This is a genomic window from uncultured Capnocytophaga sp., from assembly GCF_937936315.1.
In the GTDB taxonomy this organism is placed as follows: Bacteria; Bacteroidota; Bacteroidia; order Flavobacteriales; family Flavobacteriaceae; genus Capnocytophaga.
Genome location: NZ_CALGWU010000003.1, coordinates 1 through 24,926, shown reverse-complemented (window position 1 = coordinate 24,926; position 24,926 = coordinate 1). Strand labels below are relative to the sequence as shown.

General features: G+C 38.0%; 23 protein-coding genes. 16 read left to right on the top strand and 7 right to left on the bottom strand.

Going from position 1 to position 24,926, the window contains the following annotated elements; translation table 11 throughout:
* The first annotated feature begins 12 nt into the window (after positions 1–12).
* Positions 13–645: a beta-phosphoglucomutase gene (pgmB, locus tag Q0162_RS00750; protein ID WP_297887557.1), complete on the top strand. Its 633-nt coding sequence runs from the start codon at positions 13–15 to the stop codon at positions 643–645.
* Between the two features lie 99 nt (positions 646–744).
* Positions 745–3,009 carry an NADP-dependent malic enzyme gene (locus Q0162_RS00745; RefSeq protein WP_297887555.1) on the top strand — a complete coding sequence of 755 codons (2,265 nt, stop codon included), beginning with the start codon at positions 745–747 and terminating at the stop codon, positions 3,007–3,009.
* Between the two features lie 87 nt (positions 3,010–3,096).
* Here Q0162_RS00745 and Q0162_RS00740 read toward each other — a convergent pair whose 3' ends face one another.
* Positions 3,097–4,317 carry a glycosyltransferase N-terminal domain-containing protein gene (locus Q0162_RS00740; protein ID WP_297887552.1) on the bottom strand — a complete coding sequence of 407 codons (1,221 nt, stop codon included), beginning with the start codon at positions 4,315–4,317 and terminating at the stop codon, positions 3,097–3,099.
* Positions 4,318–4,477: 160 nt separating this feature from the next.
* Complete coding sequence (locus Q0162_RS00735; RefSeq protein ID WP_297887549.1) at positions 4,478–5,290, bottom strand: type IV secretion protein Rhs; 813 nt, start codon at positions 5,288–5,290, stop codon at positions 4,478–4,480.
* 291 nt (positions 5,291–5,581) lie between these two features.
* Here Q0162_RS00735 and Q0162_RS00730 point away from each other — a divergent pair, with 291 nt between their 5' ends.
* From Q0162_RS00730 to Q0162_RS00720, 3 genes are all read left to right on the top strand, one after another.
* Positions 5,582–6,466: an NAD kinase gene (locus Q0162_RS00730; protein WP_297887546.1), complete on the top strand. Its 885-nt coding sequence runs from the start codon at positions 5,582–5,584 to the stop codon at positions 6,464–6,466.
* A 489-nt stretch (positions 6,467–6,955) separates the two neighbouring features.
* Entirely contained in the window at positions 6,956–9,187 is a 2,232-nt protein-coding gene (gene rnr, locus Q0162_RS00725; protein WP_297887543.1) for a ribonuclease R, read from the top strand.
* A 152-nt stretch (positions 9,188–9,339) separates the two neighbouring features.
* Positions 9,340–10,005 (top strand): LysE family transporter, encoded by a 666-nt coding sequence (locus tag Q0162_RS00720; protein WP_297887540.1) that lies wholly within the window; start codon positions 9,340–9,342, stop codon positions 10,003–10,005.
* Between the two features lie 98 nt (positions 10,006–10,103).
* On the opposite strand, the gene Q0162_RS00715 is transcribed toward Q0162_RS00720, so the two are convergent.
* Positions 10,104–10,619 carry an OmpH family outer membrane protein gene (locus tag Q0162_RS00715; protein ID WP_203080991.1) on the bottom strand — a complete coding sequence of 172 codons (516 nt, stop codon included), beginning with the start codon at positions 10,617–10,619 and terminating at the stop codon, positions 10,104–10,106.
* Between the two features lie 102 nt (positions 10,620–10,721).
* Here Q0162_RS00715 and Q0162_RS00710 point away from each other — a divergent pair, with 102 nt between their 5' ends.
* The gene (locus Q0162_RS00710) at positions 10,722–10,874 is read left to right on the top strand and encodes a hypothetical protein (RefSeq protein ID WP_281639311.1); all 153 of its coding nucleotides are present in this window, start codon (positions 10,722–10,724) and stop codon (positions 10,872–10,874) included.
* 344 nt (positions 10,875–11,218) lie between these two features.
* Entirely contained in the window at positions 11,219–12,007 is a 789-nt protein-coding gene (locus Q0162_RS00705; protein WP_297887528.1) for a hypothetical protein, read from the top strand.
* A gap of 408 nt (positions 12,008–12,415) precedes the next feature.
* Here the strand turns inward: Q0162_RS00705 and Q0162_RS00700 are convergent, their stop codons facing one another.
* From Q0162_RS00700 to Q0162_RS00685, 4 genes are all read right to left on the bottom strand, one after another.
* A complete protein-coding gene (locus Q0162_RS00700) occupies positions 12,416–12,862 on the bottom strand; it encodes a hypothetical protein (RefSeq protein ID WP_281638993.1) in 447 nt (148 codons plus the stop codon).
* Positions 12,863–12,866: 4 nt separating this feature from the next.
* Complete coding sequence (locus Q0162_RS00695; RefSeq protein ID WP_297887521.1) at positions 12,867–13,367, bottom strand: Panacea domain-containing protein; 501 nt, start codon at positions 13,365–13,367, stop codon at positions 12,867–12,869.
* Positions 13,368–13,698: 331 nt separating this feature from the next.
* A complete protein-coding gene (locus Q0162_RS00690) occupies positions 13,699–14,517 on the bottom strand; it encodes a class I SAM-dependent methyltransferase (RefSeq protein WP_297887518.1) in 819 nt (272 codons plus the stop codon).
* Positions 14,518–14,601: 84 nt separating this feature from the next.
* Positions 14,602–14,934, bottom strand: coding sequence for a hypothetical protein (locus Q0162_RS00685; protein WP_297887516.1), 333 nt, complete (start codon positions 14,932–14,934; stop codon positions 14,602–14,604).
* A gap of 515 nt (positions 14,935–15,449) precedes the next feature.
* Between Q0162_RS00685 and Q0162_RS00680 the strand changes: the two genes are divergently transcribed.
* The 9 genes from Q0162_RS00680 (at position 15,450) to Q0162_RS00640 (ending at position 24,740) form a co-directional block, all read left to right on the top strand.
* Positions 15,450–16,154: a phosphatase PAP2 family protein gene (locus Q0162_RS00680; RefSeq protein WP_367272157.1), complete on the top strand. Its 705-nt coding sequence runs from the start codon at positions 15,450–15,452 to the stop codon at positions 16,152–16,154.
* 178 nt (positions 16,155–16,332) lie between these two features.
* Positions 16,333–17,124: a hypothetical protein gene (locus Q0162_RS00675; RefSeq protein ID WP_297887511.1), complete on the top strand. Its 792-nt coding sequence runs from the start codon at positions 16,333–16,335 to the stop codon at positions 17,122–17,124.
* Positions 17,081–17,917: a hypothetical protein gene (locus Q0162_RS00670; protein ID WP_297887510.1), complete on the top strand. Its 837-nt coding sequence runs from the start codon at positions 17,081–17,083 to the stop codon at positions 17,915–17,917. The genes Q0162_RS00675 and Q0162_RS00670 overlap by 44 nt, the downstream gene beginning before the upstream one ends.
* A gap of 224 nt (positions 17,918–18,141) precedes the next feature.
* Complete coding sequence (locus Q0162_RS00665; protein WP_297887509.1) at positions 18,142–18,840, top strand: WG repeat-containing protein; 699 nt, start codon at positions 18,142–18,144, stop codon at positions 18,838–18,840.
* Positions 18,841–18,946: 106 nt separating this feature from the next.
* Positions 18,947–19,444, top strand: a complete 498-nt coding sequence (locus Q0162_RS00660) for a YfbM family protein (protein WP_297887507.1) — start codon at positions 18,947–18,949, stop codon at positions 19,442–19,444.
* Positions 19,445–19,700: 256 nt separating this feature from the next.
* Positions 19,701–20,240 carry a hypothetical protein gene (locus tag Q0162_RS00655; RefSeq protein WP_297887505.1) on the top strand — a complete coding sequence of 180 codons (540 nt, stop codon included), beginning with the start codon at positions 19,701–19,703 and terminating at the stop codon, positions 20,238–20,240.
* 61 nt (positions 20,241–20,301) lie between these two features.
* On the top strand, positions 20,302–23,139 hold the full coding sequence (gene leuS / locus Q0162_RS00650; protein WP_297887503.1) for a leucine--tRNA ligase: 2,838 nt from the start codon (positions 20,302–20,304) through the stop codon (positions 23,137–23,139).
* A gap of 2 nt (positions 23,140–23,141) precedes the next feature.
* Positions 23,142–23,870, top strand: a complete 729-nt coding sequence (locus Q0162_RS00645; RefSeq protein ID WP_297887500.1) for a hypothetical protein — start codon at positions 23,142–23,144, stop codon at positions 23,868–23,870.
* 57 nt (positions 23,871–23,927) lie between these two features.
* On the top strand, positions 23,928–24,740 hold the full coding sequence (locus Q0162_RS00640; RefSeq protein ID WP_297887497.1) for a DUF2262 domain-containing protein: 813 nt from the start codon (positions 23,928–23,930) through the stop codon (positions 24,738–24,740).
* The last annotated feature ends 186 nt before the right edge of the window (positions 24,741–24,926 follow it).

Sequence of the window (24,926 nt, the reverse complement as noted above, 5' to 3'; positions counted from 1 at the left end):
ATTCATTTTTCAATGGAAGGATATATTTTTGATTTAGATGGCGTACTCGTAGATACCGCCAAGTACCATTACCTCGCGTGGAAAACTATCGCTCAAGAATTTGATTTTGAGCTCACTCCCGCACATAACGAACAACTCAAAGGCATAGGTCGTGAGGTCTCCCTGCACAAAATACTTCAGTGGGCAGGGAAAACACTGCCCGAAAATGAGTTTCAATCCTTAGCTCTCCGCAAGAACGAACTCTATTTGCAATACATCGCTCATATTGATAGTAGCGAATTGCTCGTAGGAGTAGCCGATTTTCTGCAAACTCTCAAAAGCAAAGGCAAGAAAATCGCCTTGGGTTCTGCCAGCAAAAACGCGCGTTTGGTATTAGAGCGCACAGGTATTTTGCCGCTGTTCGATGCTATTGTTGATGGTACTATGGTAACCCAAGCCAAACCCAACCCCGAAGTATTCCTCAAAGCTGCCGAACTTTTGCAACTACCTCCTGTCCAGTGCTGTGTGTTTGAAGATGCTCCCGCAGGCGTACAAGCTGCTAAAGCCGCTGGAATGAAAGTCATAGGGGTAGGAGAGGAGCAAGTACTTTGCGCTGCCGACGAGGTAATTCCTAATTTTTCGTCATTCGTACTTCATAATTCGTAATTATTTTATAACTTTGCATTTATAAACAATTAACAGGTAATAAGTAATTAGGTAACAAATCTCGTTACCTCTTGCCTCTTGCCTCTTACCTAAAATCAAATGGATCAAAGAAAAAAAGAAGAAGCATTACACTATCACGAGTTCCCTCAACCTGGGAAAATTGCTATCGTACCTACCAAAAAACACTCTACACAACACGATCTCGCGTTGGCTTATTCTCCTGGAGTAGCCGAGCCTTGTTTGGCAATTGCCGAAGATAAAAGCAACGCCTATAAATATACTGCCAAAAGCAACCTCGTAGCAGTAATTTCTAACGGTACTGCCGTACTCGGTTTGGGCGATATAGGTGCCGATGCCTCTAAACCTGTAATGGAAGGGAAAGGATTGCTCTTCAAAATATTCGCAGGTATAGATGTTTTTGACATAGAGGTAGATGCTACCGATGTAGATAAGTTTGTAGAAACCGTAAAAGCGATTGCTCCTACCTTTGGGGGTATTAACCTCGAGGACATCAAAGCGCCTGAGGCTTTTGAAATAGAACGCCGCCTAAAAGAAGAATTGGATATACCGGTAATGCACGACGACCAGCATGGTACGGCTATCATCTCGGCTGCTGCCCTTATCAACGCGTTAGAAATCGTAGGCAAGGACATCAGCAAAGCACAGATAGTGGTAAACGGAGCTGGTGCGGCTGCTATCTCTTGTACTCGCTTATACGTAGCCCTCGGTGCTGACCCTAAGAACATAGTAATGTGCGATAGCAAAGGGGTTATTCGCAAAGATTCCCCTAATCTCACCGAACAAAAAGCTGAGTTCGCTACCGACCGCAACCTCTACACCCTCGAAGAAGCTGTAAAAGGCTCCGATGTGTTTATCGGGCTTTCTAAAGGTAATGTACTTACCCCCGAAATGCTGCTTTCGATGAACAAAGACGCTATCGTATTTGCGATGGCGAACCCTACCCCCGAAATCGATTATGATTTGGCTATCAAAACACGTAAAGATATCATTATGGCAACGGGTCGTTCCGACTTCCCTAACCAAGTGAACAATGTACTCGGTTTCCCTTATATCTTCCGCGGAGCGTTAGACGTTCGCGCTACCAAAATCAATGAAGAAATGAAACTCGCTGCGGTACACGCTATTGCCGAATTGGCTAAAAAACCTGTACCTCAAAAAGTGAGTCTTGTATATGGCGGCGAAAACCTTACTTTCGGTCGCAACTATATCATTCCTAAACCATTTGACCCTCGCTTGATTTACGAAGTACCCCCTGCTATCGCCAAAGCAGCTATGGCATCGGGAGTAGCACAGAAACCTATCACCAATTGGGAAGCCTACAAAGGTGAACTAATGGATAGAATAGGCGTAGGAAGCAAAGAAATACGCCTCTTGCAAGACCGTGCCAAACGTGCTCCTAAACGCATTGTTTTCGCTGAAGCCGACCAATTAGAAGTGCTTAAAGCAGCACAACGCATCTATGAGGACGGCATTGGTATTCCAGTACTTTTGGGTAATAAAGAACTCATCAAAGCCCTTAAATACGAAATAGGATTTAACGGTCGTGTAGATGTAATCGACCCTAAGAGCGATGCTGAGCGCACACGCCGTGAGAAGTTTGTACAACACTATTGGAAATTGCGTGAACGCCGTGGTATCACTTATGAAGTAGCCGAACGACTAATGCGCGAACGCAACTATTTCGGTACGATGCTCGTAGAAACTGGTCAAGCCGATGCGATGATTACTGGTTATTCACACGCTTATCCAAATGCTATTCGTCCTGTATTAGAAATTATAAAGAAAGAAGAAGGAGTACGCCGTATTGCTGCTGCCAGCATTATGTTCAGCAAGCAAGGACCTATTTTCCTATCGGATGCAACTATCAATATCAACCCTACTGCCGAAGAATTAGCTAATATCGCTTTGCTTACAGCGCGCGCAGTGAAGTTCTTTGGTTTAGAGCCTTCGGTAGCAATGTTGTCGTATTCTAGCTTTGGATCGGCAGTGTCCGAAAGCAGTCTCAAAGTACGTGAGGCAGTAGCTTATTTGCATAAAAACCACCCCGATTTAGTAGTAGATGGTGAAATCCAAGCCGATTTTGCCCTCAATCCCGATAAGATTGCTAAGAACTATCCGTTCTCAAAACTCAACAACGGCAAAGCAGCTAATGTGCTCATCTTCCCTAACCTCGAAGCAGCGAATATCAGTTATAAGCTCCTCAAGGAAACAGAACACTTAGATACCATAGGTCCTGTAATCTTAGGTCTTACCAAACCTATTCACGTGGCTACCCTTGGTTCTACTGTTGATGAAATGGTGAATTTGGCTACCCTTGCTGTAATTCAAGCACAATCTGAATAGTGCAAGCCTCACAAGCAATAAGATTATAAATTATACTTTGCCAAAGTTATTATAGCCTTTTGTGCTATAGAACTTTGGCAAAGTTTTTTATATCCCCTTCAAAAAAGCGTTTGTAGCACCTTTTTTTGTCGTTATATACTCACGGTTGATATTTCCTACTATCTGTCGCTTTTCAGCCGATTTTACAAGGCTATTCATCACCTCAGCAAATGCTTCTCTACTATCAACAGATAATACACCTCCTAAAGCGACTAATTCTTTCGCTTCATTGAATTTTTGATAGTTCTTACCAATAATCACTGGAATACCAAAAACAGCTGGTTCTAACACATTATGCAATCCCGAAGTACCCATACCTCCACCCACGTAGGCTATATCGGCATAACTATATACCTTGGTGAGAATACCAATAGTATCGAGAATGAGTACCTCGTAATCTGGGAGGTTAAGAGTATCTTTCTCACTGAAAAGGGCAACTTTGCGGTCTAACTTCTGTTTGTTGTCTCTCAGTACAGCTATCTCAGTGGGGTGGATATTGTGAGGAGCAATAATAAATTTTATGTTAGCTTTACAAGTGTTCAGATACTGCAAGTAAATATCTTCATCGGCAGGCCAAGAACTACCAAACACCACACACAAAGCATCCCCTTTGAATTGCTCTATAAAATCGAGATGGTTGTCTCTCTCAGCTATTTCGGCTACACGGTCAAAACGAGTGTCGCCACTCACCGTTACATTGGCAAAACCTAAACTGCCGAGCAGTTCTTTAGAGAGGTCGTTCTGTACAAAGAAATGAGTAAAACAATGCAGCGCTTTGCGCATCATTCCGCCGTAAGGCTTAAAGAAGATTTGATCTTTTCTAAAAATACCGGAGAGCAAATAAGTAGGCACTTGCGCTTTTTTAAGTTCATTGAGGTAGTTTATCCAAAATTCGTATTTCACAAAGATAGCCATTGCAGGATTTACGAGCTGTACAAACTTACGAGCATTTGCGCGCGTATCGAGAGGAAGGTAGACCACTATATCAGCATCAGGGGTATTTTTGCGCACCTCATAGCCTGAGGGCGAGAAGAAAGTAATGAGTATTTTGTAACCTTGGGCTCTAAGAGCTTTGGTTACGGGCAATCCTTGTTCAAACTCACCAAGGGAAGCCGCGTGTAACCACACATAACGCGCATTTTTATCTAATTTTTCATTAAGGGTTGTCCATACAATTTTACGTCCGCTTACAAAGAGACGTATTTTTTTATTGAAGAGGGCAATCAGCGGTAAGATTGCTTTTATAAGATAAATAATGAGATTATACATAATAGTCCGTTAGTACAGAGTGCAAAAGTAGTGAAAAGTTTCAAGTATCTTATAAAAATGGGAGAATTTTGAATCTCATAGAAGTTAGAAAAGTAGGATTTTCCAGAAGTCTCTAACAAAAAAAAGCTGCTCCATTTTAGAGCAGCTTTTTAGTTATCTATTAATAATATTTTAACTTCTGAAGTAAAATCATCGTTGGTTTACCATTAATGGACATTGTTTTCTTTATCCAGTTTTTCTTTTTGTCATACACAAGTGTGTAAGATTCTGTTTTGGTAACATTACCTTCTCCATCAAAGTATTTTACTTCTGTTTCGTTGTTATTGTCGTCAAAAACTGAAGTAACGCGCTGTTTTAGGTTGTTATCTTTGTCAAATACTTGTTTTTCAATGGTATTACCTTTAGCATCGTAAGTATATACAGTTTTACTTGATAATTCTTTTTTGCTGTATTTAGATTCTTCAGCTACTTTTCCGTTAGGAAGGTAGGTATAGATGATTTTCTCATCGCACAATCCAGCCATACATTCGGTGCGTTCTATCAACTGGTCTTGACCGTTATAAGCATTGATACGACTCATAAAGATAGTCCCATCAGGAGTTTCAACATCATGTTTGGTAAGGTTACCACGCTCGTCGTATTCATATACGTTTTTAGAAAGGAGGGTATTGGAATCATCACGAGAAGCCGATTCTAACAAAAGTCCTTCTTTGTCGTACACATCCACAAAATTGATAGTCATACCACTTTGTTTAGAGTACATTTTTACGGGAGTTCCTTTTTTGTCAAACTGAGCAAAGAGTTCGGAATTCATAGGAATTTCTTGTCCTTCTTCAGTAACTTGGATACCTGTTTGGGTATATGTTTTTACTTTTCCATTGAGTTTGGCACGCTCCCAACCATTCTTTTTCTGAGCCTGACCAAAGGCGATGGTAGTGGCTAATAAAGCCGCTATTGCTACAATTTTTTTCATAATAATGTGCTATTAAATTTATATTTTTTTTAAAGGTGCAAATGTACAAAAGATTTTCTAATGTACCAATGCTTGTGCAGGCTAACGTACTAAAAGTATGCCAAAAACCGCAAAAAGGGGAGCGGTTGTTACAAATATAACTAAAGTACCAAATAAATACATCATCGCTAACAATTGCATTTTACTATTTGTAAATTGCCAATTGTCAATTCTTAATTGTTAATTGTCAATTAATTTGTACCTTTGCCATACCAATTCTCACAAACAGACTAATCAGAAATTGGCAAATCAATGAAAATAGCAATATATATCCGACAATATTCTACCGAAAACGAAGCTATACTACGTGAACTTTTCTCTCACCTCCTCCCTGAAGATGAGGTGTTTATTGAATGTGAAATCCTGAAAGAACTGAATATCCGCTCTCATCAATTCCTCAGGGCTAAACCTTTTAGCTCATTTGCCGACCTCAACAATTCATACGAGGTGATGCTCACCATTGGAGGTGATGGCACTCTGCTAAAAGGTATTACTTACCTCCGCGATTTGCAAATTCCTATCTTAGGTATCAATTCAGGGCGTTTGGGCTTTTTGGCAAATGCTCATAAAGACGACTTGCAAAATGTTTTCGTGCAACTGCGTGATAAAACTTACGAAGTAGTGGAACGCTCGGTGATAGAAGCTGTCTATGCCGATAGTGGCGAGCCGGTAGACCCTATAAATTTCGCCCTCAACGAAATTACCGTTACACGAAAAAATACAGCATCGATGATTACAATCGATACAGAATTGGACGGGGATTTCCTATCGTCGTATTGGGCTGACGGACTTATCATTTCTACCCCTACAGGCTCTACAGGCTACTCGTTAAGTTGCGGTGGACCTGTAATTTTACCTACAGCCAAAAACTTTGCCATTACCCCCATCGCACCACATAACCTCAATATGCGACCGCTCATCATCCCTGAAGATACTGAAATCAAACTCACTATCTCAGGACGAGAAAAAAAATTCCTTTTATCGTTAGATTCTCATATCAAATCAGTAGACAAAAAGCACTCTATTATTGTGCGCAAAGCACCTTTTGTAGTGAAAATGATACGTTTAGAAGGTGATAGTTTTATCAATACACTGAGATACAAACTACTATGGGGTGAGGACAGAAGAAATAAATAACCCCTAACACCTGACCCCTGAAACCTAAAAACCTGTTCATAACTATTACTAAAAAAATAATAAATAAATTTGCTTCTCTCGCTTTTCTGTATATACAAATCTAAGTTCAAAATATGCAAATTTATTTTTTAGAAAATTATCAACAGTGATACAACAGTTATCCACAATTGCCCTTTTAAAAAATTATCCACAAAATGCAGTTGAATAGTTGTGGGGCAGTTATCAACAGTTTTACCTAAAATATTCATTCTAAAAGTCGTAAATCATTTTTTATTGTTGATAACTAATCATAAATCACATCAACTGAAAAAAGCAAATTTTTAAGCCTAATTTTTTACCCCCTATTCACACTCTCATAATAGTAACCTTCTTTTTTAAAAAAAATATTTTTTTCAATTTATAATTTAGAGATTGTTGATAACTCAAAAATGCTTACCTTTGCAGTTAGTCACACTGTTTGTGTGGCTCACACTTAAAAAATAAATTACTATGAAAAAAACAAACAAACCCAAGAAACAAGGCAAATCAGGGAAACCTAAAAAAAATAAGAGTCTCGCTAAACGCAACAAGCACGAGCTTATCAAAGCAATATTCTCGGTGCTACACGAGCACCCTGAAGAGAGTTTCAACTACAAGCAAATCGCTGCCAAACTCCACATTACCGATGCACCGCGTCGTGATATGCTGGTAAAGCAACTCGTACAGCTGAAAGAGAAAAAACGCATTGTGGAAATAGATCGTGGAAAGTACCAAGCTATCCCTATGCAACACTACTATGTAGGTACGCTGGATGTGAGTTCACGCGGCAATGGCTATGTAATAGTTGATGGTTTGGACAACGACATTTTTGTAGCACAGAATTTTCTAAACAAAGCCCTCCACGGCGATTTGGTGGAAGTGTATGTATTCCCGCGTTTTAGAAATCGCAATAAAATGGAAGGAGAAATCAGCAAGGTGTTGGAACGCAACAAAGTGCGCTTTGTAGGTACTGTGCAAATGCACAAGAACTTCGCTTTTGTCGTCCCTACCGATGCCCGTATGTATACTGATTTCTTTGTGCTGAAAGACAAACTCAATGGTGCTCAGGACGGCGACCGTGTGATTGTGCGCATTGAAGATTGGAAAGACAAAAGCGATTCGCCTATGGGGGTAGTAGAACAGATACTCGGCAAACCAGGAGAGCAAACTACCGAAATGCACTCTATCTTAGCCGAATACGGTCTGCCATACACCTATCCAGAAGAGGTAGAAGCCTTTGCTAAAAAGTTAGACCTATCAATTACCGATGAAGAGATTGCCCGTCGTCGTGATATGCGCCAAACTCTTAACTTCACTATCGACCCTCGTGATGCAAAAGACTTTGATGATGCACTGTCATTCAAAGTATTAGAAAATGGCAATTACGAAATTGGCATACACATTGCCGATGTATCACATTATGTGAAAGAAGGTACTATATTAGATGAAGAAGCCTACAACCGTGCTACTTCAGTATATTTGGTAGATAGGGTAGTGCCAATGTTGCCCGAAATACTCTGTAACTTCGCTTGTTCACTCCGCCCTGATGAAGATAAATACACCTTTTCGGCAGTGTTTGAGATGAATAAAAAAGCTGAAGTGGTAGATATTTGGATAGGACGCACTGTAACACACTCGTCATTTAGGTTTGCTTACGAAGAAGCACAATCAGTAATAGAACAAGCCAAAGTAGGGGAGGGGTACACCATTCCTGCCGAAACTTCTATTACCGATAAAGAGCGTGTCGTACCTGCTAATGTGGTAGAGGCTATTCTCACACTCAATACCTTAGCCGAAAAACTGCGCGGCAAGCGTATGCGTTTAGGAGCTATTACTTTTGATAAAGTAGAAGTGAAATTCGACCTCGATGAGAATGGCAACCCTACAGGGGTATATTTCAAAGAAAGCAAGGAAGCCAACAAACTGATTGAAGAGTTTATGCTCTTGGCTAACAGAAAGGTAGCCGAGTATGTAGCCAAAATGAAAAAGACTTTCGTATACCGCGTACACGATGAACCCGATGCCGAGAAACTACAACAGTTCAATACAGTTATTAACCGATTTGGCTATAGTTTGGATTTGAAAAACCGCCAAACCACTACCGATTCACTTAATAATCTCTTAGAAGAAGTAAAAGGTAAGAAAGAACAAAACTTAGTCGATACCTTGGCAATACGTTCGATGGCAAAAGCTACTTATACTACCAAAAACATAGGGCACTACGGTTTAGCATTCGATTATTATACCCATTTCACCTCGCCTATACGCCGTTATCCCGATGTGATGGTACACCGCCTTTTGCAACTCTATTTAGATAATGCCCCTTCACAACCCGAAGCCGACTATGAAACCAAATGCAAACACTCTTCACAAATGGAGAGTTTAGCAGCATCGGCTGAGCGTGATTCTATCAAATATATGCAGGTGAAATATATGGAAGCCCATAAGAATCAGCAGTTTGCAGGAGTGATTTCGGGCGTAACCGAATGGGGTATTTATGTAGAAATTACCGTGAACAAATGCGAAGGATTGGTACGCGCTCGCGACATCAAAGATGATTATTACACTTTCGACGAACAACAATACGCCTTGGTAGGACAAGCTACTGGTAAAACCTATCAGCTTGGCGATGAAGTAATGATACGTGTGAAAAACACCGACCTGATGAAAAAACAATTAGACTTTGAACTCATAAGCGAATAATGAGTCATAGTATGACAAGCAGTTTAAGAGTTAATAATTATCACAATACCAATAGAGTAGGGGAGAGGTATTAAAAACTTCTCCCTTATTTTTTGTGATTCAGCAGTTTTTTAGTACTTTTGTACAATTAATTAAATTTTAGGTAGAAATAGATGTTTTCGGATGTATTGCTTGCATTACCTTTAGGCTTGTTGTTAGCTTTTACCATAGGTCCTGTCTTCTTTGTATTGCTGGAAACAGCTATTACCAAAGGATTTAGGGCAGCTATTGCTTTCAATGCGGGGGTAGTATTAGCCGATGCCGTCTTCATTCTCATTGTCTATTTCACTACCAGCAGTCTGTTGCGCGAAATTAAGGACGACCCTAAACTCTTCTTTGCCGGCGGACTTATAATGGTAGTCTACGGACTTATCTCATTTATCAAACTGAAAAAAGACTTCAAGAAAACAATGGACAATAAGGAGAATGCGCACTTGCAAGTAACTGAAAAAGTGAACTATATAGCTCTCTTTATCAAAGGTTTTCTACTGAATTTCATCAATATAGGGGTTTTAGGTTTTTGGTTGGGAATTATCATCGTTTTTGGTCCTAAACTCGATATGAATGCCAGTAGGATATTTGTATTTTTTACTTCTATTATCTTGGCTTACTTTGGCATAGATATCATTAAAATTCTCATTGCTAAGAAACTCAAAAACCGACTTACCGCTTTTCATATCTACAAAATCAAACGCGCGATTAGCATTATACTGTTAGTCTTTGGAGTTTTCTTGATATTCCAAGCGTTCTTTCCTAACGTATTACAATTAACTAATTAGCTATCAATAAAAAAACTTTGTCAAAGTCTTAAAACTCTGACAAAGTCTATAATTACAATTCTGATTCCTGATTCCTGTCTCCTGAAATCTGTTACCTATTACTTCTTACCTGATTTATATTGATTGTTCAAATATTCAGTAACTTCTTTAGTAATATCTTTGTTATCAGCACCATAGAGTATGCTACCGCCGTCGTTAGCACCAAGGATAAATGTATAGCCTTTTTGTTTGCCATATTCTTTAATGTTTTTCTTCACTTTGCTAAGTAGAGAATCCATTTGAGTTTGGCTTTCCAATTGCAATCTTTCTTCTTCTTGTTGCAAGTGTTGTTGCAATATCTGACTCTTTTGCATCAACTCATTGTATTTTTTCTGAGCCACGTTTTGAGGGAGGGTTTTAGCCTGAGCGTCGAAAGCGCGTGCTTCAGTTTGGAATGCTACAGAAATACTATCGCGTTTTTTCTTATAGGCATCAACTTCAGTTTTCAATTTAGCCTCGATGTCCTTTTTCTCTTGGTACTCATTTAAGAGTTTGCTGTTATCCACGAAAGCCACCTTATCGGTGCAGGCAGTAAGAGTGAGGATTGCTACGCCTGTTAAGATGAGTTTTTTCATTTTCTATAATGTTTAATTCAATTCAGGTCGCAAAAATAAGAAAGTTTTGTGTGTAAATGAAATATTTTTTAATTTTGTTGCTTAAAAAAGTAAAATATAGGTATGGAAACAGTTTTAACAGATGAAGAAATCTCTCAATTTACTATTGATGAATTTTGGTCTGAAATAGAAGAAGGTTATAGGGAGATTGAGCGAGGAGAATATCTCACACAAGAAGAATTAGATGAAGCAATAGCAAAAATTATAAAACTATAACTCCCTGATTATTTAATATCTACAAAAAACGTACAAAAATATTTGTTAAAATATTTGTGTATATGAGTAATTTGTAGTAATTATGCATTGTAATTTTAGTTTATAAAAAGCGTTAGCTTATATTTCTATACTAAGGAAATCTGGTAAATTTTCAAAAACAGTAGTAGAATAAATAAGCGAGAACGCTCACGCTGATATAGCGTGGGCTTTTCTTTTATTTATATAACTGTTTGGCTTACCAGAGGCTCCTTAGAATATAAATAAAGGTTAAAAGTCCTCGCTTTTTTTTGTTTTTATAATCTTCATTTTCAGGACTTAGTGAAAACAATTTAATTTTCAAGCAAATGAAAAGTATTTTAAAATTGGCTGTTATAGCCTCAGCTGTTTTAGTGTCATCTTGTGGTAAATCAGATGACAATGCTACAAAAACTATTACTGATGGAACGGTGAACATAGTAGGAGGAAAACACTTTCCTAAAAAAGAAATCTATCTTAAAGGTTCTGAAAAAGAAGAAACTACTTATGAAGTAGTTAATGGAAAAATTACTAAAGAAATCTATAAATTTACTGGAAGTAATAGAACTAAAGAGATTATCACAATTTACCAATATGAAGGTAACTTGTTGAAAAGAAAACTCAATGAAAAAGGAAAGGTAACTGATGAGTATACCTATTCAAATGGTAAACTTACTAAATTAGTTGCTGATGAAGAAACATTTGAATATGAGTATGATAATAAGGGTAGACTTAATAAAGTTACTGCTTATACGAATATAAATGATAAGCATATTTCCAAATTAGAATATATTAGTGATTCAGTTATAAAAGAAACTGATTATAGAGGAGATGTTTCTATATATACATTTTCTAATGGAAATCTTATAAAATCAGAAGAACATAAAGGTATTTTAACTTATGAGTATGACAACAAGAACAACTGGAAACACAATGATTTCTTTAAAACAATAGAGCCGGATTATATTTTAAAATCTGATTATAGTAGAAATAATATTATTAGATGGACTGATGGTTATAGAAAATCTGAACAACATAATACTATTGAATATAATTCTGCAGGTTATCCTATTAAGATAACATCTTCAGAAGGTGAAGTAATCCAATATGAATATTAGTTTACTATCATACTAAAAAAATCCCAAACAGTAATGTTTGGGATTTTTTATTTCTCGTCATTCGTCACTCGTCATTCATCTTTCATTGTTCCACGTGAAACCATCTATCTTCTATTTTATTTTTTAAACTTTGTAAAAGTCTAAAATTTTGTAAAAGTGTACGACTCCCTCCTGACCCCCTGAAACCTGTTTCCTGAAACCTATCTCCTAAGAATAATCATTTTCTATTTTAAAATAAAAATCTATAAAAATACTTTATTAAAACCGACTTTATTGCAGCCGTTTTTAAGCGTTATTTTTAAAAAGTGATATACTTAAGTTATTAATAGGAGAGAAGTGTTTTAAAAACGCCTTATTTGAAGTTTTTAGTCTTTAAAAATTAAAAAAGCACTCAATTGAGTGCTTTTGTTATAAAAAACCAAAATTTTTCTTTTCTTTGTTTGTAATGGTATCGGCAAAGGTAATAGTAAGGTGTATTTTCTTCAGTAAATCATCAGTTACATTGCCTACAACTATTTCAGGTTTTTTGCTAATAACTTCTATAATATATTCTATCTTCCATTTTATAAGTTGTGAACAATCTACAAAGCTATCATATTTTAGAAATGGATGGTCTTGTTGTAAAATAGGAAGATGTAATTTTCTTAAATCATCTGTTTTAAAAATATTGGAATTGATTTCAGTATTGATAATTACTCCAGCAATATTGTAGTTGTTTAATGCTACAACTACACAATATTTTGGATAGTTTACATTAAAATCAGGTATTTTTATAAGTAGTGCTTTTCCAATATCTATTTGTCTTTCAGCATATTCCTTTCTAATTTCATCATTGAAAAAATCTCCTAAGTTCATATTTTTAGAAGTGAATTTGGTCAGTTAATTCATTAGCTCTTATATAGTTAATCATATTTTCATCAGTAGTAATTACTTTAGCCATTTCTATATATGAAATTCCTTTTGGGTTGTTTAATTCTGCTTTGTTCCAAGCCTTATCGTGTGATTTTTCAGTAAGTTCGTTGAAATTTAGTTTTCTATTTTCTTCAATACTTTCTTTCAAACAATTTATTTCGGATACTGATAACTCATCACTATCATATTCTACAACAGTAGAAAGTATATTTCCGTTTCTTTGGATATCACTGCTAAAATCAATGATATTTTTTATGTTAGAAGGTACAGGACCATAATTCATTTTTATATAATGATCGCCTGTAATAGGTCTTCCCCATTTCACCAAATGCTTTTGGTCAGCAAAATAAAGTATCTTGCAAACTTTATGTATATCACAACCTTCTTTTATTTCATTTAAGATAAAGAAGACTGAGTGAATTGATTTGTCTTTGTTAAAACTAAACATAATGATTCATTTTGGTAATGCAAAAGTAATTATTATTTTGTTACTTACAAACTCATAAGCAAAAAATGTTCCACGTGAAACCATCTGCCCCCTGAAACCTGTCCCCTGCCCCCTATTCCCTAAAAATAACCATTTTCTATTTTAAATTAAAAATCTATAAAAATATCTTATTAAAAACGACTTTATTACAGCCTTTTTTAAGCGTTATTTTTAAAAAGTGATATACTTAGTTATTGATAGGATAAAAGTATCGTAAAAACGCCTTATTTAAAGTTTTTACTATTTTTAGCCTCAGAAATATATAAAATAGACAACTCTTACCTCTTATTTCTTACTTCTTACCTAAAATGTAAATCTGCGATGAGTATTCTCCTTTGCGCCAACCGTAGTAGTTAGAACGGAGTCCGTTGAGGAATCCTTTGAGAAATGATTTCTTACCAGTTTTGTATTGTTCGGAGAGCATACTCACGTAGAAGGCATCAAAGAGCATAGGGTGAGTAGCGAGGAGGTGAAAACCTTCTTTAGCAAAAAGTTGCTCGATACTCTTTTTGGAGAAATGCCATAAGTGTCGGGGTACATCATAAGCAGCCCAATGTTCCTTATAATGCTGAGCATCCCAGGAGCGATAGTTGGGCACTGCTATTACAGCAATACCGTTTTCTTTTAGTAAGTTGCTGATAATCTGTATTTCTTGTGCTACATCGGGTACGTGTTCTAGTACGTGCCACATAGTAATCACATCAAAAGAGTGGGGGAGTAGGTTGCCGAAATCCGCTTGTAGCAGTAAACCTTTTTCTTCTGCTTTGGTACGTGCTTTCTTGCTAGGCTCAATACCTATAGCCTCCCAATAAGCATATTTTTTGCTACTCAACACAAAGTCGCCTGTACCAGCACCTATATCCAGCAGCTGTATATTTCCTTTTTTGTATTGCTTGATGAGTGCAATTTTATGCTTTAGGTTATAGCTTTTCACCCATTGGTAGAGTCTGTCGAATAGTGTTTTACGGCTATCGGTATGCGAGATATACGCCTCACTTTCATAGTATTTACCTAGCTCATCGGGAACGGGATTTGTTTTGTAAAGTTCTAATAATGAATCATATACAAGAGTAAACTCCTCTTGTGATACACTGTAATCTTTAATTATCATTAGGTATGAGCCACACGGGCATTTTGATTATTAATTATTAATTGTTAATTGAAAAAATGTTCCACGTGGAACATTTTTTACTTCTTATCTCTTACCTCGAAGGAAGGCGTATAGTTTTCGTGTTTTTAAGTAGTCTAGGTTATTATCATTCTCGTAGGCTTCGCGTTCAAAGATGATATTGCGATAGGCGCGATATTTATCTTTATACTTTAGGTATTTAATTCCGAAGTCTATGAGATACCATATATAGAAAAAAATCACTAAGAGTTCACGTTGTTGAGCGAGGTGTATGCGCTCATGATTGATAAACTGAGGGTCTTCTAATAGTCGCGGATTATTTGTAAATACAAAAGGGTAGAGGGTAATTCCTGCAAAGCCTTTGGGTACAAAAAATTTATTTACTATAAAACGTTTCATTTAGGTAAGAGTTAAGAGATAAGATGGTGCAAAGGTAGTAAATTAATTAACAATTATCAATTTATAATTAACAATTCGCAATTGTAAATTGTTAATTGAAAAATGTTCCACGTGGAACATTATATAAATATTCTCTTTTGCAGCTTCTCCCCTTCGGGGAAGCAGCGAGTACTCATAGCTGGGTATGTGCAGGGCTATTTACAAATTAAAAAATTAATTTGTAATAAACATTCTCTTTTGCGGCTTGTCCACCTTCGGGGGTTCGGGGGTTATTCTCGAGTAAATAATTCGTGGGTGAGTTTAAACTCACTTTTTTGGTTTATCATTCTTCGGGAAAGCTAGCGAGTGCTTACAGCTGCGTATGTGCAGGGCTATCCCTAACTAAATGATTTAAGATTTATTCTTTTATTGTTTGTGTTTTTATTTATTAATTCTTATTTTTGTCGGCGTATTTTAACCATAAAAACAATATTAGTATGAAAAAACATTCTATTTGGGTAGGCTTCTTTGCTTTTATGACCCTTGGTACTTTTGTACAAGCACAGGAAAAAGAGTCACATCATTACCTCTCTTTGGAAGATGTAGCGAGTAGTTTAGAACTTCTGCCCCCTCCCCCTGCTGTGAATAGCATTCTCTTCCTGAATGATGAAGCTCAATACCGCTGGGGCAAAATGCAACGCCCTACACCCCGCGGTGACCAAGCTGTGAGCGATGCGCGCCTCTATGGCGATGGAGTAGCCAAATCGTTTTCGGAGGCTTTTGGGATGACAATTTCTAAAGAAGGAACTCCAGAAATTTACAAACTTATTAGTCATTTTCGTGAAGATGCCGGCGATTATGCTACCCGTAGTGCTAAAGAACACTATATGCGTATGCGTCCGTTTACATTCTACAATGAAGATACTTGTAACACCGAACAACAACAAGGACTCTCTACTAACGGTTCCTATCCTTCAGGACATACGGCTATTGGGTGGGCTACTGCCTTGGTATTGGCTGAAATCAACGTAGAACGCCAAAACGAAATCCTCAAACGCGGTTATGAAATAGGGCAAAGTAGAGTGATTTGCGGTTATCACTTCCAAAGTGATGTAGATGCCGGCAGACTTGTTGCTAGTGCTGTAGTTGCCCGCTTACACGCCAATAAAGAGTTTATGAACCAACTCAATAAAGCAAAAGCAGAATTTGCTAAACTTTCAGGGCGATCAGGTAATAGATGATAGGTTTCAGGGGTTAGATACTAATAAAATGAATCAAGAATTAAAGAAATGATATATTGTTTTATTAGAAGTTACAGTGAGAATTGCTTTTGCACCTTCTCCCCCTTCGGGGGTTCGGGGGCTATATTTAAAAAGACACTTAACTCAACTTTTGATGGCTATTAATAACTAATAATATATGAAAAAAATACTTTTTCTGTGTTTGTTTCCTTCATTGGGAATGGCACAAATTGTCAATCCTCCTATTACTCGTGCTGATAAGGAACTGAAAGGGGAGGTGAAAACGATGGTGGAACGCACGTATGATGTGTATCGTGGCGACCTGAAACAAAAACGCCTCGCTACGGAAAATCGTTATGTGTTTGACAAAGCGGGATACGCTACGGATTCTGAACAGCATTATAGTGGTAATAGTTTGCGTTACCAGTATGTATATGATGCTGCACAACATCCTTTGGAGGTAACGATTACCAAAACGGCTCACGGTGGTTCGCTCGTTTCTACGGGTAAATATGAGTATGACGCTCAAGGGAAATTGCTTTCTTATCGTATGCTAATGCAAGGGAGTGCATCGCCTACGCAGGTGTATACTTTTAGTAAGTGGGATAACAATGGCAACCCTGTTGAAGGTCTTTTGCAAACGGATAAAGAAAAAGCTAAGGTGTGGCAGGAGTTCAATAAGCACAACCAGCGTACTTTGCTCAAAATGGTTACTGAGGGCGATAGCTCTTCTGAAATACGCATAGAAGTGCGCTACGACCGTGAGGGTAGGGTAGTGGAGCGCAGTATTGCTGAGGGTAACACTCCCCCACAAGTATTGCGTTATACGTATGACAAAAAGGGTATCCCAACGAGTACAAACAACCAGCAGTTTAAGCATACTTTCGACAAGAAAGGCAATTGGATTACCCGTACTATCTTTGTGAATGGGACTATTGTGGGGTATGTGGAGAGAGAAATTACCAATTAGTGCGAGCCACACGGGCGATTTGTTTAGCGTGAGCCACACGGGCAATTTGTTAATGAAAAGTATTATCTTTGCTATAGTATTTACCATACATTTTGGTCTGTTGGCGCAAAATGAATATTCGTGTGCTGAGATGCACCTCAAAGGGAAGGTGAAAAGCATTGCTGAAACTACTCAGTATGTGTATCCTCCTCAAAAATTAGCTACTATGAAAATGCAAACCCCTATCCCTACGCTTTATTCTTTTAACCAAAGAGGAGATCTCACTGAGAAAAGTATAGGAGCGGATATCAAGTATGTGTATCAATATGATCGTTATCAACACTATTTATCGGGTGGTAAAAAGTATGTCTATTCTGAGAAAATAAAGGCAGATATAATGTTTATACGCGTTAAAGATAGGGCTTTTTGGCAAGAACTTACTTTTTATAAAAAGATGACAGAGAAATTAAGAATAGATTATTTGTCACCTGTTCACTGTAAAATAACTCATACCATTGCTGGAAAAGTGATTGATGAGAAGGAGATTTACTACCAAAAACCTTATTCGTATACGTATAGCAAAATTGATTACATACTTCGAGATGGAAAAAAGGAAGTCTATACTTATAACGACCAAGGCGAGGTAGCGACGATTATTTTCTACGACGAAAATGGCGAAGTGAGTAATAGCTATCGTTATGAGTATGTGTATGATGGGCAGGAAAATTGGGTAGAGAAGAAGCAAACTTTTCAGATTCCTATACCGGATAAATACCCTGAAATTGTACGTAGGGAAATAACTTATTATAATTAAATAACATCAGTTTGATATAGAAAAATATTAATTTACAATTATATTTACACCATAATCCGTGTAAATCCAGCAGTGTCACCTGCCAATCCGTGTAATTCGTGTTTCACATACCCAGCTGCGCCAACTCGCTGGCTTTGTGGGAGACTTATACATCAAACTTATTTTACTATAATACATTGATAATCAATATATTTTTTAATATAACAATCAAAAACAACAATATAATGAAAAAATTCTTAATAACAATTTTAGCGCTATGTTGTGCAGCTTGTAACAGCGATTGGCGGAAGCAGTACGATGAAGTACTCCCCACACGCACCGAGAATATGATGGTGCGCAAAGGCGATAAATACGGACTTGTAAACCCTAAAGGATTGGAAATCACCCCAGTGAAATACGATTATATCGATATCAATCCCCCTCAAGATATGCCTTTTTACGATGTTACTATCAACAATTTAAGAGGAATCATCAAGCCTTCAGGTGAGGAAATTATCCCTGCAAAGTATGATTTTATTTGGTATTCACAAGGCGTATTTGTGGTAAAACTGAACGATAGTTATCAACTTTTGGATAGCCACAACAAAAGTCTTACCCCTTGGTTTGACGAAATTGATGTGTTTTACCAAGGTTTGGCATTTGCCAAAAATAGAGGGTATTACGGTTTTTTAAATCCTAAAGGAGAGCTTGTACTACCATTTGTATATGATGACGCAGATCATTTTAACGAAAGTGGTTACGCAATGGTGAAATACAAGGGCAAATGGGGAATGATTGACAAAAAAGGAAATACAAAACTTCCATTTGAATATGAACACGCAGAGCCTTATACGGAACCTACCGAAGAATGGGAAGATTATTATTATTTACTCATCAAAAATGGCAAAGAACTAACTATAGATAAGGAAGGTAATTTCTTATAATATTGATTATCAATGTATTATTAATTTTTCACCTAATTTGCTAATTTCCAAATTTGCTAATTATACACTACCTTTGTAGTTGTTAATTTAAAAATCTAATTAAGTTATGAGTTTCATTATGTATTTGTCTCGAATTTCTAAGCAGCAATTACAAAGTTATTTAGAAAATCCAGCTCTTTATTACAACAGAGAGGATGATGATACCCCTTCTATTGATATTGATAGGGCTTGGAGCGGAATTATGTATCTTCTCACAGGAAAATCTTTTGTAAAAGGGAGTCCTGAGCAACCAGTAGATAGCATAAATCGCATTATCTTTAGCGAACAGTATTTTGATGAGGAAGCAATTAGAGATCTCGGAACCCCTTCTTATCTTACCCCTGAACAAGTAGCGGGTATTTACAAAAAAATAGCCCCAATTACCAAGGTAGATTTTAGAAAAAACTACAATCCTGAAGTGATGAGTCAAGACGAAAAATTGTATGCATTTGATGAATGGAGTGAAGAGGTTTTTGAGTACTTGTATGACTATTTTCAAATACTTCGATCTTTTTTTGCTACAGCAGCAAGTAATGGAGAGGCAATCGTTTCCACTGTTGGATAATTTTTTAAATCTTAACATATTAAATTCCCCCCGCTGGCGCGAGTTTATAGCTCGTGCCAAATTTGATCGTGTGGCTCACACCCCATTATTCCCATTATTCCCACTATCCCCTAAAAAACTACCCATGCGGCTCGCACCTTACCTCTTATCTTAAAACGCCCCAAATTTGCATATCTATCAATTATACACTACCTTTGCCCCATAATTAGTAAATCGATAATTTAAGAATTATACTTTCATTTAAATAATTTTGTATATGCAAAAAGTTCCTACCTATCTAAGCAAAAACGCTTGTAATGTAAAATCAGGCGATTATCTCTCAATAGATATTCAATCCAAAAATGGAAATTCACTCTTTGAAGTGTATTATTATGGCGATTTATTTGAAGTAAAAGGGGAAAAATTGCCTTTTATTGTAGATAATGAGGCTGAAATTCCTTGTAAAATAGTAGCCAAAGACACAGAAACAGGCGAAGAAATATTGCTTTTTGACGGCTACCGACATGGCTATAATGCAATGTTTTGCGATGAGTTTGACCCAGCAGAAGTTGAAAAACGAACTTTGGTAAAATATGATATTGCTCCTTGCAAAATTCATATAGATTTTGGATATTCTATTGATTACGAGGAAGAAAAAGAAGATTATGAAGTAGACGAAGCAGATAGAGTAACTCTTATCAATGGAGAAACTATTTCTTGGGAAGAAGTGAAAAGAAATGGCTTTGACTATATCTCTATCATCTGTCAAACTGAAAATCGAGAAAAAGCAGAGATTGTATCTTTAGAATTAGCTTAAATAATTAGCAAATTATTACTACCTTTGCACCCTAATACCTAACACCTGAAACCTAACACCTATGGTATATAATCACAAAGAAATAGAAGCCTTTTGGCAAGAATATTGGGCTAAACACCAAACTTTCAAAGCCCAAAACGACAGTACCAAACCTAAGTACTACGTGCTTGATATGTTCCCTTACCCCTCAGGGGCGGGCTTACACGTAGGGCATCCGCTGGGATATATCGCCAGCGACATCGTGGCGCGCTACAAGCGTCACAAAGGGTTCAATGTGTTGCACCCTCAGGGTTATGATAGCTTTGGTCTGCCAGCCGAGCAATACGCTATCCAAACAGGGCAACACCCTGCGGTTACTACCGCGCAGAACATCGCTCGTTACCGCGAGCAGTTGGATAAAATAGGCTTCTCATTCGATTGGAGTCGCGAAGTAAAAACTTCCGACCCCGATTACTATCGTCATACCCAGTGGATATTTATACAACTCTTCAACTCTTGGTATAACAACGCCACTGAGAAGGCAGAGCCTATCGAAACGCTTATCGCGCTCTTTGAAACAGAAGGCAATAGCAAGGTCAATGCTGCCTGCGACGACGATACCCCCTCCTTCACTGCGGAAGAGTGGCGCACTTTTTCATCAGAAAAACAACAACAAATCCTCCTCAAATACCGACTTACCTATTTGGCAGAAACCGAAGTAAACTGGTGTCCTGCCTTAGGTACTGTACTCGCCAATGATGAAATTGTCAATGGTGTATCCGAGCGTGGCGGTCACCCTGTGATCCGCAAGAAGATGACCCAGTGGAGTATGCGCATCACCGCCTATGCCGAACGCCTCTTGCAAGGTTTAGACACCATCGATTGGAGTGAGAGCATCAAAGAAAGCCAACGCAACTGGATAGGGAAATCAGTAGGAGCCTCTATCAACTTTGTGCTCGCCTCCGGCGAGCACAAAGTCGAGGTCTTCACCACTCGCCCCGATACCCTCTTTGGTGTTACTTACCTTACCCTTGCCCCCGAACACCCCTTAGTATTGCAAATCACTACAGAGGAGCAACGTGCTGAGGTAGAGGCTTATATAGCAGCTACTGCCAAACGTTCAGAGCGCGACCGTATGGCGGATACCAAAACCGTATCAGGAGCTTTCACAGGCGCATACGCAGTGCACCCACTTACCGGCAAGCAAATCCCTATTTGGATAGGCGATTATGTATTGGCTAGCTATGGTACGGGCGCTGTAATGGCAGTGCCTGCTGGTGACGACCGCGATTATGCCTTTGCTAAACACTTCAAGGGAGCCAAAGGAATGCCAGAAGTGATTAATATTTTCGATAAAAATATTTCAGAAAACGCCTTTACCGACAAAGAGGGAATGACTTACCAAAACTCTGACATTCTCAATGGTTGCACTAACTTTGGCGAGGCAGTTGCCAAAATATTAGCAGCCTTAGAAGCCAAAGGAGCAGGTACAGCCAAGGTGAATTACCGCCTCCGCGATGCTGTCTTCTCACGTCAGCGTTATTGGGGCGAACCTTTCCCTGTGTACTATAAAAACGGCTTGCCACAGATGATAGGCGAGGAGCACCTACCTATTCACCTACCCGAAGTAGAGAAATACCTTCCTACCGAAGAGGGAAATCCGCCGTTGGGCAACGCCACTGCTTGGGCGTGGGATACCGCAAACCATAAGGTAGTGAGCAATGAGCTGATTGATAATCAAACTGTATTCCCGTTAGAATTGAATACGATGCCAGGTTGGGCGGGCTCTTCGTGGTATTGGTTAGAGTATATGATGGAAAAAGACGCACGTGGAACCTTCCCTACCAAACCCGTAGTAGACTACTGGCAAAACGTAGACCTTTACGTAGGGGGTAGCGAACACGCCACAGGACACCTCTTGTACTCTCGTTTTTGGAACAAATTCCTCAAAGACCGCGGTTTTGCCCCTACTGAAGAGCCTTTCAAAAAACTGATTAATCAGGGTATGATATTGGGTATGAGTGCTTTTGCGTATCGCTTAGAAGGCACGAATACTTTTGTATCTAAAAATCAAATAAAAGGGCAATCGGTGCAACCTATTCACGTAGATGTTTCTCTTTTAAAAGATACTTCTGATGAGTTAGACATTGAGAAATTCAAGGCGTGGCGTAAAGAATTTGCTGATGCTGAGTTTATTTTAGAAGAAGATGGTAAGTATATCACAGGTCGCGAAGTAGAAAAAATGTCCAAATCTAAATACAACGTGGTAAACCCTGATGATATTTGCGAGCAATATGGTGCGGATACTTTGCGCCTCTACGAAATGTTCTTAGGTCCTTTGGAACAAGCTAAACCTTGGAACACAGCAGGTATTTCGGGGGTATACAACTTCTTGCGCAAGCTATGGCGTTTGTATTTCAATGACAATGGCTGGCAAGTAACCGATGAAGCCCCTACGCCTGAGATGCTCAAAGCGCTGCATAAAACCATCAAAAAGGTAAATGAAGATATCGAGAATTTCTCCTTTAATACCTCGGTGAGTCAGTTTATGATATGCGTGAATGAGCTATCATCGCTAAAATGCCACCATAGAGACGTTTTAGCGCCTCTTTCGGTACTGGTAGCACCCTTTGCTCCACATATTGCTGAAGAGCTCTGGAAAAGGCTCGGAAATACCGAAAGCGTAACTTATGCCCCTTATCCTGTACACGAGGATAGGTATTTGCAAGAGGACAGCAAGGAGTATCCTGTATCGTTTAACGGTAAAGTACGCTTCAAACGCGCTTTTGCAACCACTATGACTCCTGCCGAGATAGAGCAAGCCATCCTCGCCGACCCTCAAACCGCAGAACAACTACAAGGCAACTCCCCTAAAAAGGTAATTGTAGTGCCTAATAGGATTATCAATATAGTGAGTTAATAATGTCACAATCAACCATTTTTTGGTTTATATTCTTTTCTATTGGAGGAGTTACCTTTTATATAGTGAAAGGCTATTTAGAAGGTAGTAAAAACACTTTTGAAAAGCGTTTGGATTCTTATCAGCCAAAGTCAACTCTTCCTTTAGAGAGAAAAACTTACTTGGAGAGGCGCAAGCGTTTTGTACGTTGCATCTTTGGAGTAATAATAGGAGGTTTTATAGCTGTACCCTTCCTATTTGTGGTCTTGTGCATAGATTTTAATACCTTTCAACAAGAAAATGTAGAGAGATACCATATACTCTCTGTTTTGCTTTTGTATGCTGTTATTTCATTTTTGCCTTACTTGGGTATACTTTTCTATTGGTTATACTTTATGACTAATAGAACTACTCGTGCTCAGCAAATGCTTTTGGGAGAAATGAGTGAGGAGGATTTTCAGTATTTCAATGAGATAAGAAGGATCAATATATTTCAAAATTATACCCCTCCTTTTCTAGTGTGCAAAGGGAATCTGTATCTTTTTAAGTTTTCACATATTATTGAAATACCTATTGCTACAATTAGAAATGTCAGCATCCGCCCTTTGGTTATTGAAAAATTAATACCAAGAAAATACAATGGTGGGGATAGGGTTGTTATCACTCATACCGAGAAAACCTCTATTTATATGCATAGAAATTTGTATTCGTATCTAGCAACTCTTATATACAAATACCAGCTTAAAAAATAATACAAAACCTTTCTTTTAGAATTACCAACAAAGCAAATTATAAATTGTTATAAGAAAATGAACCCAGAAACTGCACAAAAATTCTCTAATGAGTTTCTTCCTGAAGAAAAAGAACTTATTGTACTTATCCAAAATACTACCAATGGGGCTGCCCTCTATGGCGATATGTGGCGACCTTCAAACCACCCTTTGGCGTATATAGAGGTAGCTACTGATGAACTCTACAAAGGTAATATCCGTTTGGAATGGCTGGTAGAAACCGACCGTAATTGGAAATATTACTTTCAACCATTAAAGGCTTTCCGCATCAAAGCACGTCCTAAAAAACCTGAACTATCACACCCTCAACAACACTGCTTTATGTTGGTAGAAGTACTTGAAGAGGATGTGGAAAATACGCGTTTTGAACCTATTATTGACGAGTACAACACCGAAGTTACTTATCAAGACGAAGACTTTAGCTTAGAACTCAACAGAGATTTCGATTGGTTCGAAGGCGATATTCTCTATACTGATGAGGAGGTAGAACTCACCATAGAAACTACTGAATTGAGCAAATTGGAACCCATCTTAAACCATTTCAGAGATATTACAAAAGATAATTTTAAGGCGTGGACAGCAACTATCAAAACCTTTGCAGCCGAAAAACTTACTGATTTAGCCAACAAATGGCAAAAAGAAGAAGATGACAATGCCCCCGATATTACCCCTGAACGCTTTGCTGAGCGTATGAGTATAACAAATATCAATCTCTCTGATGATGAGAGTTTCTACATCTATTTTGACGATGACGATATGTTCTGGGGGCACACCATTACCGTATATGGAAATCTCAATGGCAAACTCAAAGATGCTACTATTGAAGGATAAAAACAAACTCTAATTTTTATATTCAACTATGAATACCTCAATGATTTTACTTATAATACTTATATTTATAGGTATTTTTGTATTATACACCTTTATAAATCGAAAAGGTGATTTCGAAAAACGCTCTACCTACCATACTCCTCGATACCTTCCTCACCAACGACAAGAATATATTAATGGGGCAGA

What these genes read in the sequence shown, in the direction of transcription:
- pgmB (WP_297887557.1), top strand. Translation starts at nt 13, where the DNA reads ATGGAAGGATATATTTTTGATTTAGATGGCGTACTCGTAGATACCGCC.
- Q0162_RS00745 (WP_297887555.1), top strand. Translation starts at nt 745, where the DNA reads ATGGATCAAAGAAAAAAAGAAGAAGCATTACACTATCACGAGTTCCCT.
- Q0162_RS00740 (WP_297887552.1), bottom strand. Translation starts at nt 4,317, where the DNA reads ATGTATAATCTCATTATTTATCTTATAAAAGCAATCTTACCGCTGATT.
- Q0162_RS00735 (WP_297887549.1), bottom strand. Translation starts at nt 5,290, where the DNA reads ATGAAAAAAATTGTAGCAATAGCGGCTTTATTAGCCACTACCATCGCC.
- Q0162_RS00730 (WP_297887546.1), top strand. Translation starts at nt 5,582, where the DNA reads ATGAAAATAGCAATATATATCCGACAATATTCTACCGAAAACGAAGCT.
- rnr (WP_297887543.1), top strand. Translation starts at nt 6,956, where the DNA reads ATGAAAAAAACAAACAAACCCAAGAAACAAGGCAAATCAGGGAAACCT.
- Q0162_RS00720 (WP_297887540.1), top strand. Translation starts at nt 9,340, where the DNA reads ATGTTTTCGGATGTATTGCTTGCATTACCTTTAGGCTTGTTGTTAGCT.
- Q0162_RS00715 (WP_203080991.1), bottom strand. Translation starts at nt 10,619, where the DNA reads ATGAAAAAACTCATCTTAACAGGCGTAGCAATCCTCACTCTTACTGCC.
- Q0162_RS00710 (WP_281639311.1), top strand. Translation starts at nt 10,722, where the DNA reads ATGGAAACAGTTTTAACAGATGAAGAAATCTCTCAATTTACTATTGAT.
- Q0162_RS00705 (WP_297887528.1), top strand. Translation starts at nt 11,219, where the DNA reads ATGAAAAGTATTTTAAAATTGGCTGTTATAGCCTCAGCTGTTTTAGTG.
- Q0162_RS00700 (WP_281638993.1), bottom strand. Translation starts at nt 12,862, where the DNA reads ATGAACTTAGGAGATTTTTTCAATGATGAAATTAGAAAGGAATATGCT.
- Q0162_RS00695 (WP_297887521.1), bottom strand. Translation starts at nt 13,367, where the DNA reads ATGTTTAGTTTTAACAAAGACAAATCAATTCACTCAGTCTTCTTTATC.
- Q0162_RS00690 (WP_297887518.1), bottom strand. Translation starts at nt 14,517, where the DNA reads ATGATAATTAAAGATTACAGTGTATCACAAGAGGAGTTTACTCTTGTA.
- Q0162_RS00685 (WP_297887516.1), bottom strand. Translation starts at nt 14,934, where the DNA reads ATGAAACGTTTTATAGTAAATAAATTTTTTGTACCCAAAGGCTTTGCA.
- Q0162_RS00680 (WP_367272157.1), top strand. Translation starts at nt 15,450, where the DNA reads ATGACCCTTGGTACTTTTGTACAAGCACAGGAAAAAGAGTCACATCAT.
- Q0162_RS00675 (WP_297887511.1), top strand. Translation starts at nt 16,333, where the DNA reads ATGAAAAAAATACTTTTTCTGTGTTTGTTTCCTTCATTGGGAATGGCA.
- Q0162_RS00670 (WP_297887510.1), top strand. Translation starts at nt 17,081, where the DNA reads ATGGGACTATTGTGGGGTATGTGGAGAGAGAAATTACCAATTAGTGCG.
- Q0162_RS00665 (WP_297887509.1), top strand. Translation starts at nt 18,142, where the DNA reads ATGAAAAAATTCTTAATAACAATTTTAGCGCTATGTTGTGCAGCTTGT.
- Q0162_RS00660 (WP_297887507.1), top strand. Translation starts at nt 18,947, where the DNA reads ATGAGTTTCATTATGTATTTGTCTCGAATTTCTAAGCAGCAATTACAA.
- Q0162_RS00655 (WP_297887505.1), top strand. Translation starts at nt 19,701, where the DNA reads ATGCAAAAAGTTCCTACCTATCTAAGCAAAAACGCTTGTAATGTAAAA.
- leuS (WP_297887503.1), top strand. Translation starts at nt 20,302, where the DNA reads ATGGTATATAATCACAAAGAAATAGAAGCCTTTTGGCAAGAATATTGG.
- Q0162_RS00645 (WP_297887500.1), top strand. Translation starts at nt 23,142, where the DNA reads ATGTCACAATCAACCATTTTTTGGTTTATATTCTTTTCTATTGGAGGA.
- Q0162_RS00640 (WP_297887497.1), top strand. Translation starts at nt 23,928, where the DNA reads ATGAACCCAGAAACTGCACAAAAATTCTCTAATGAGTTTCTTCCTGAA.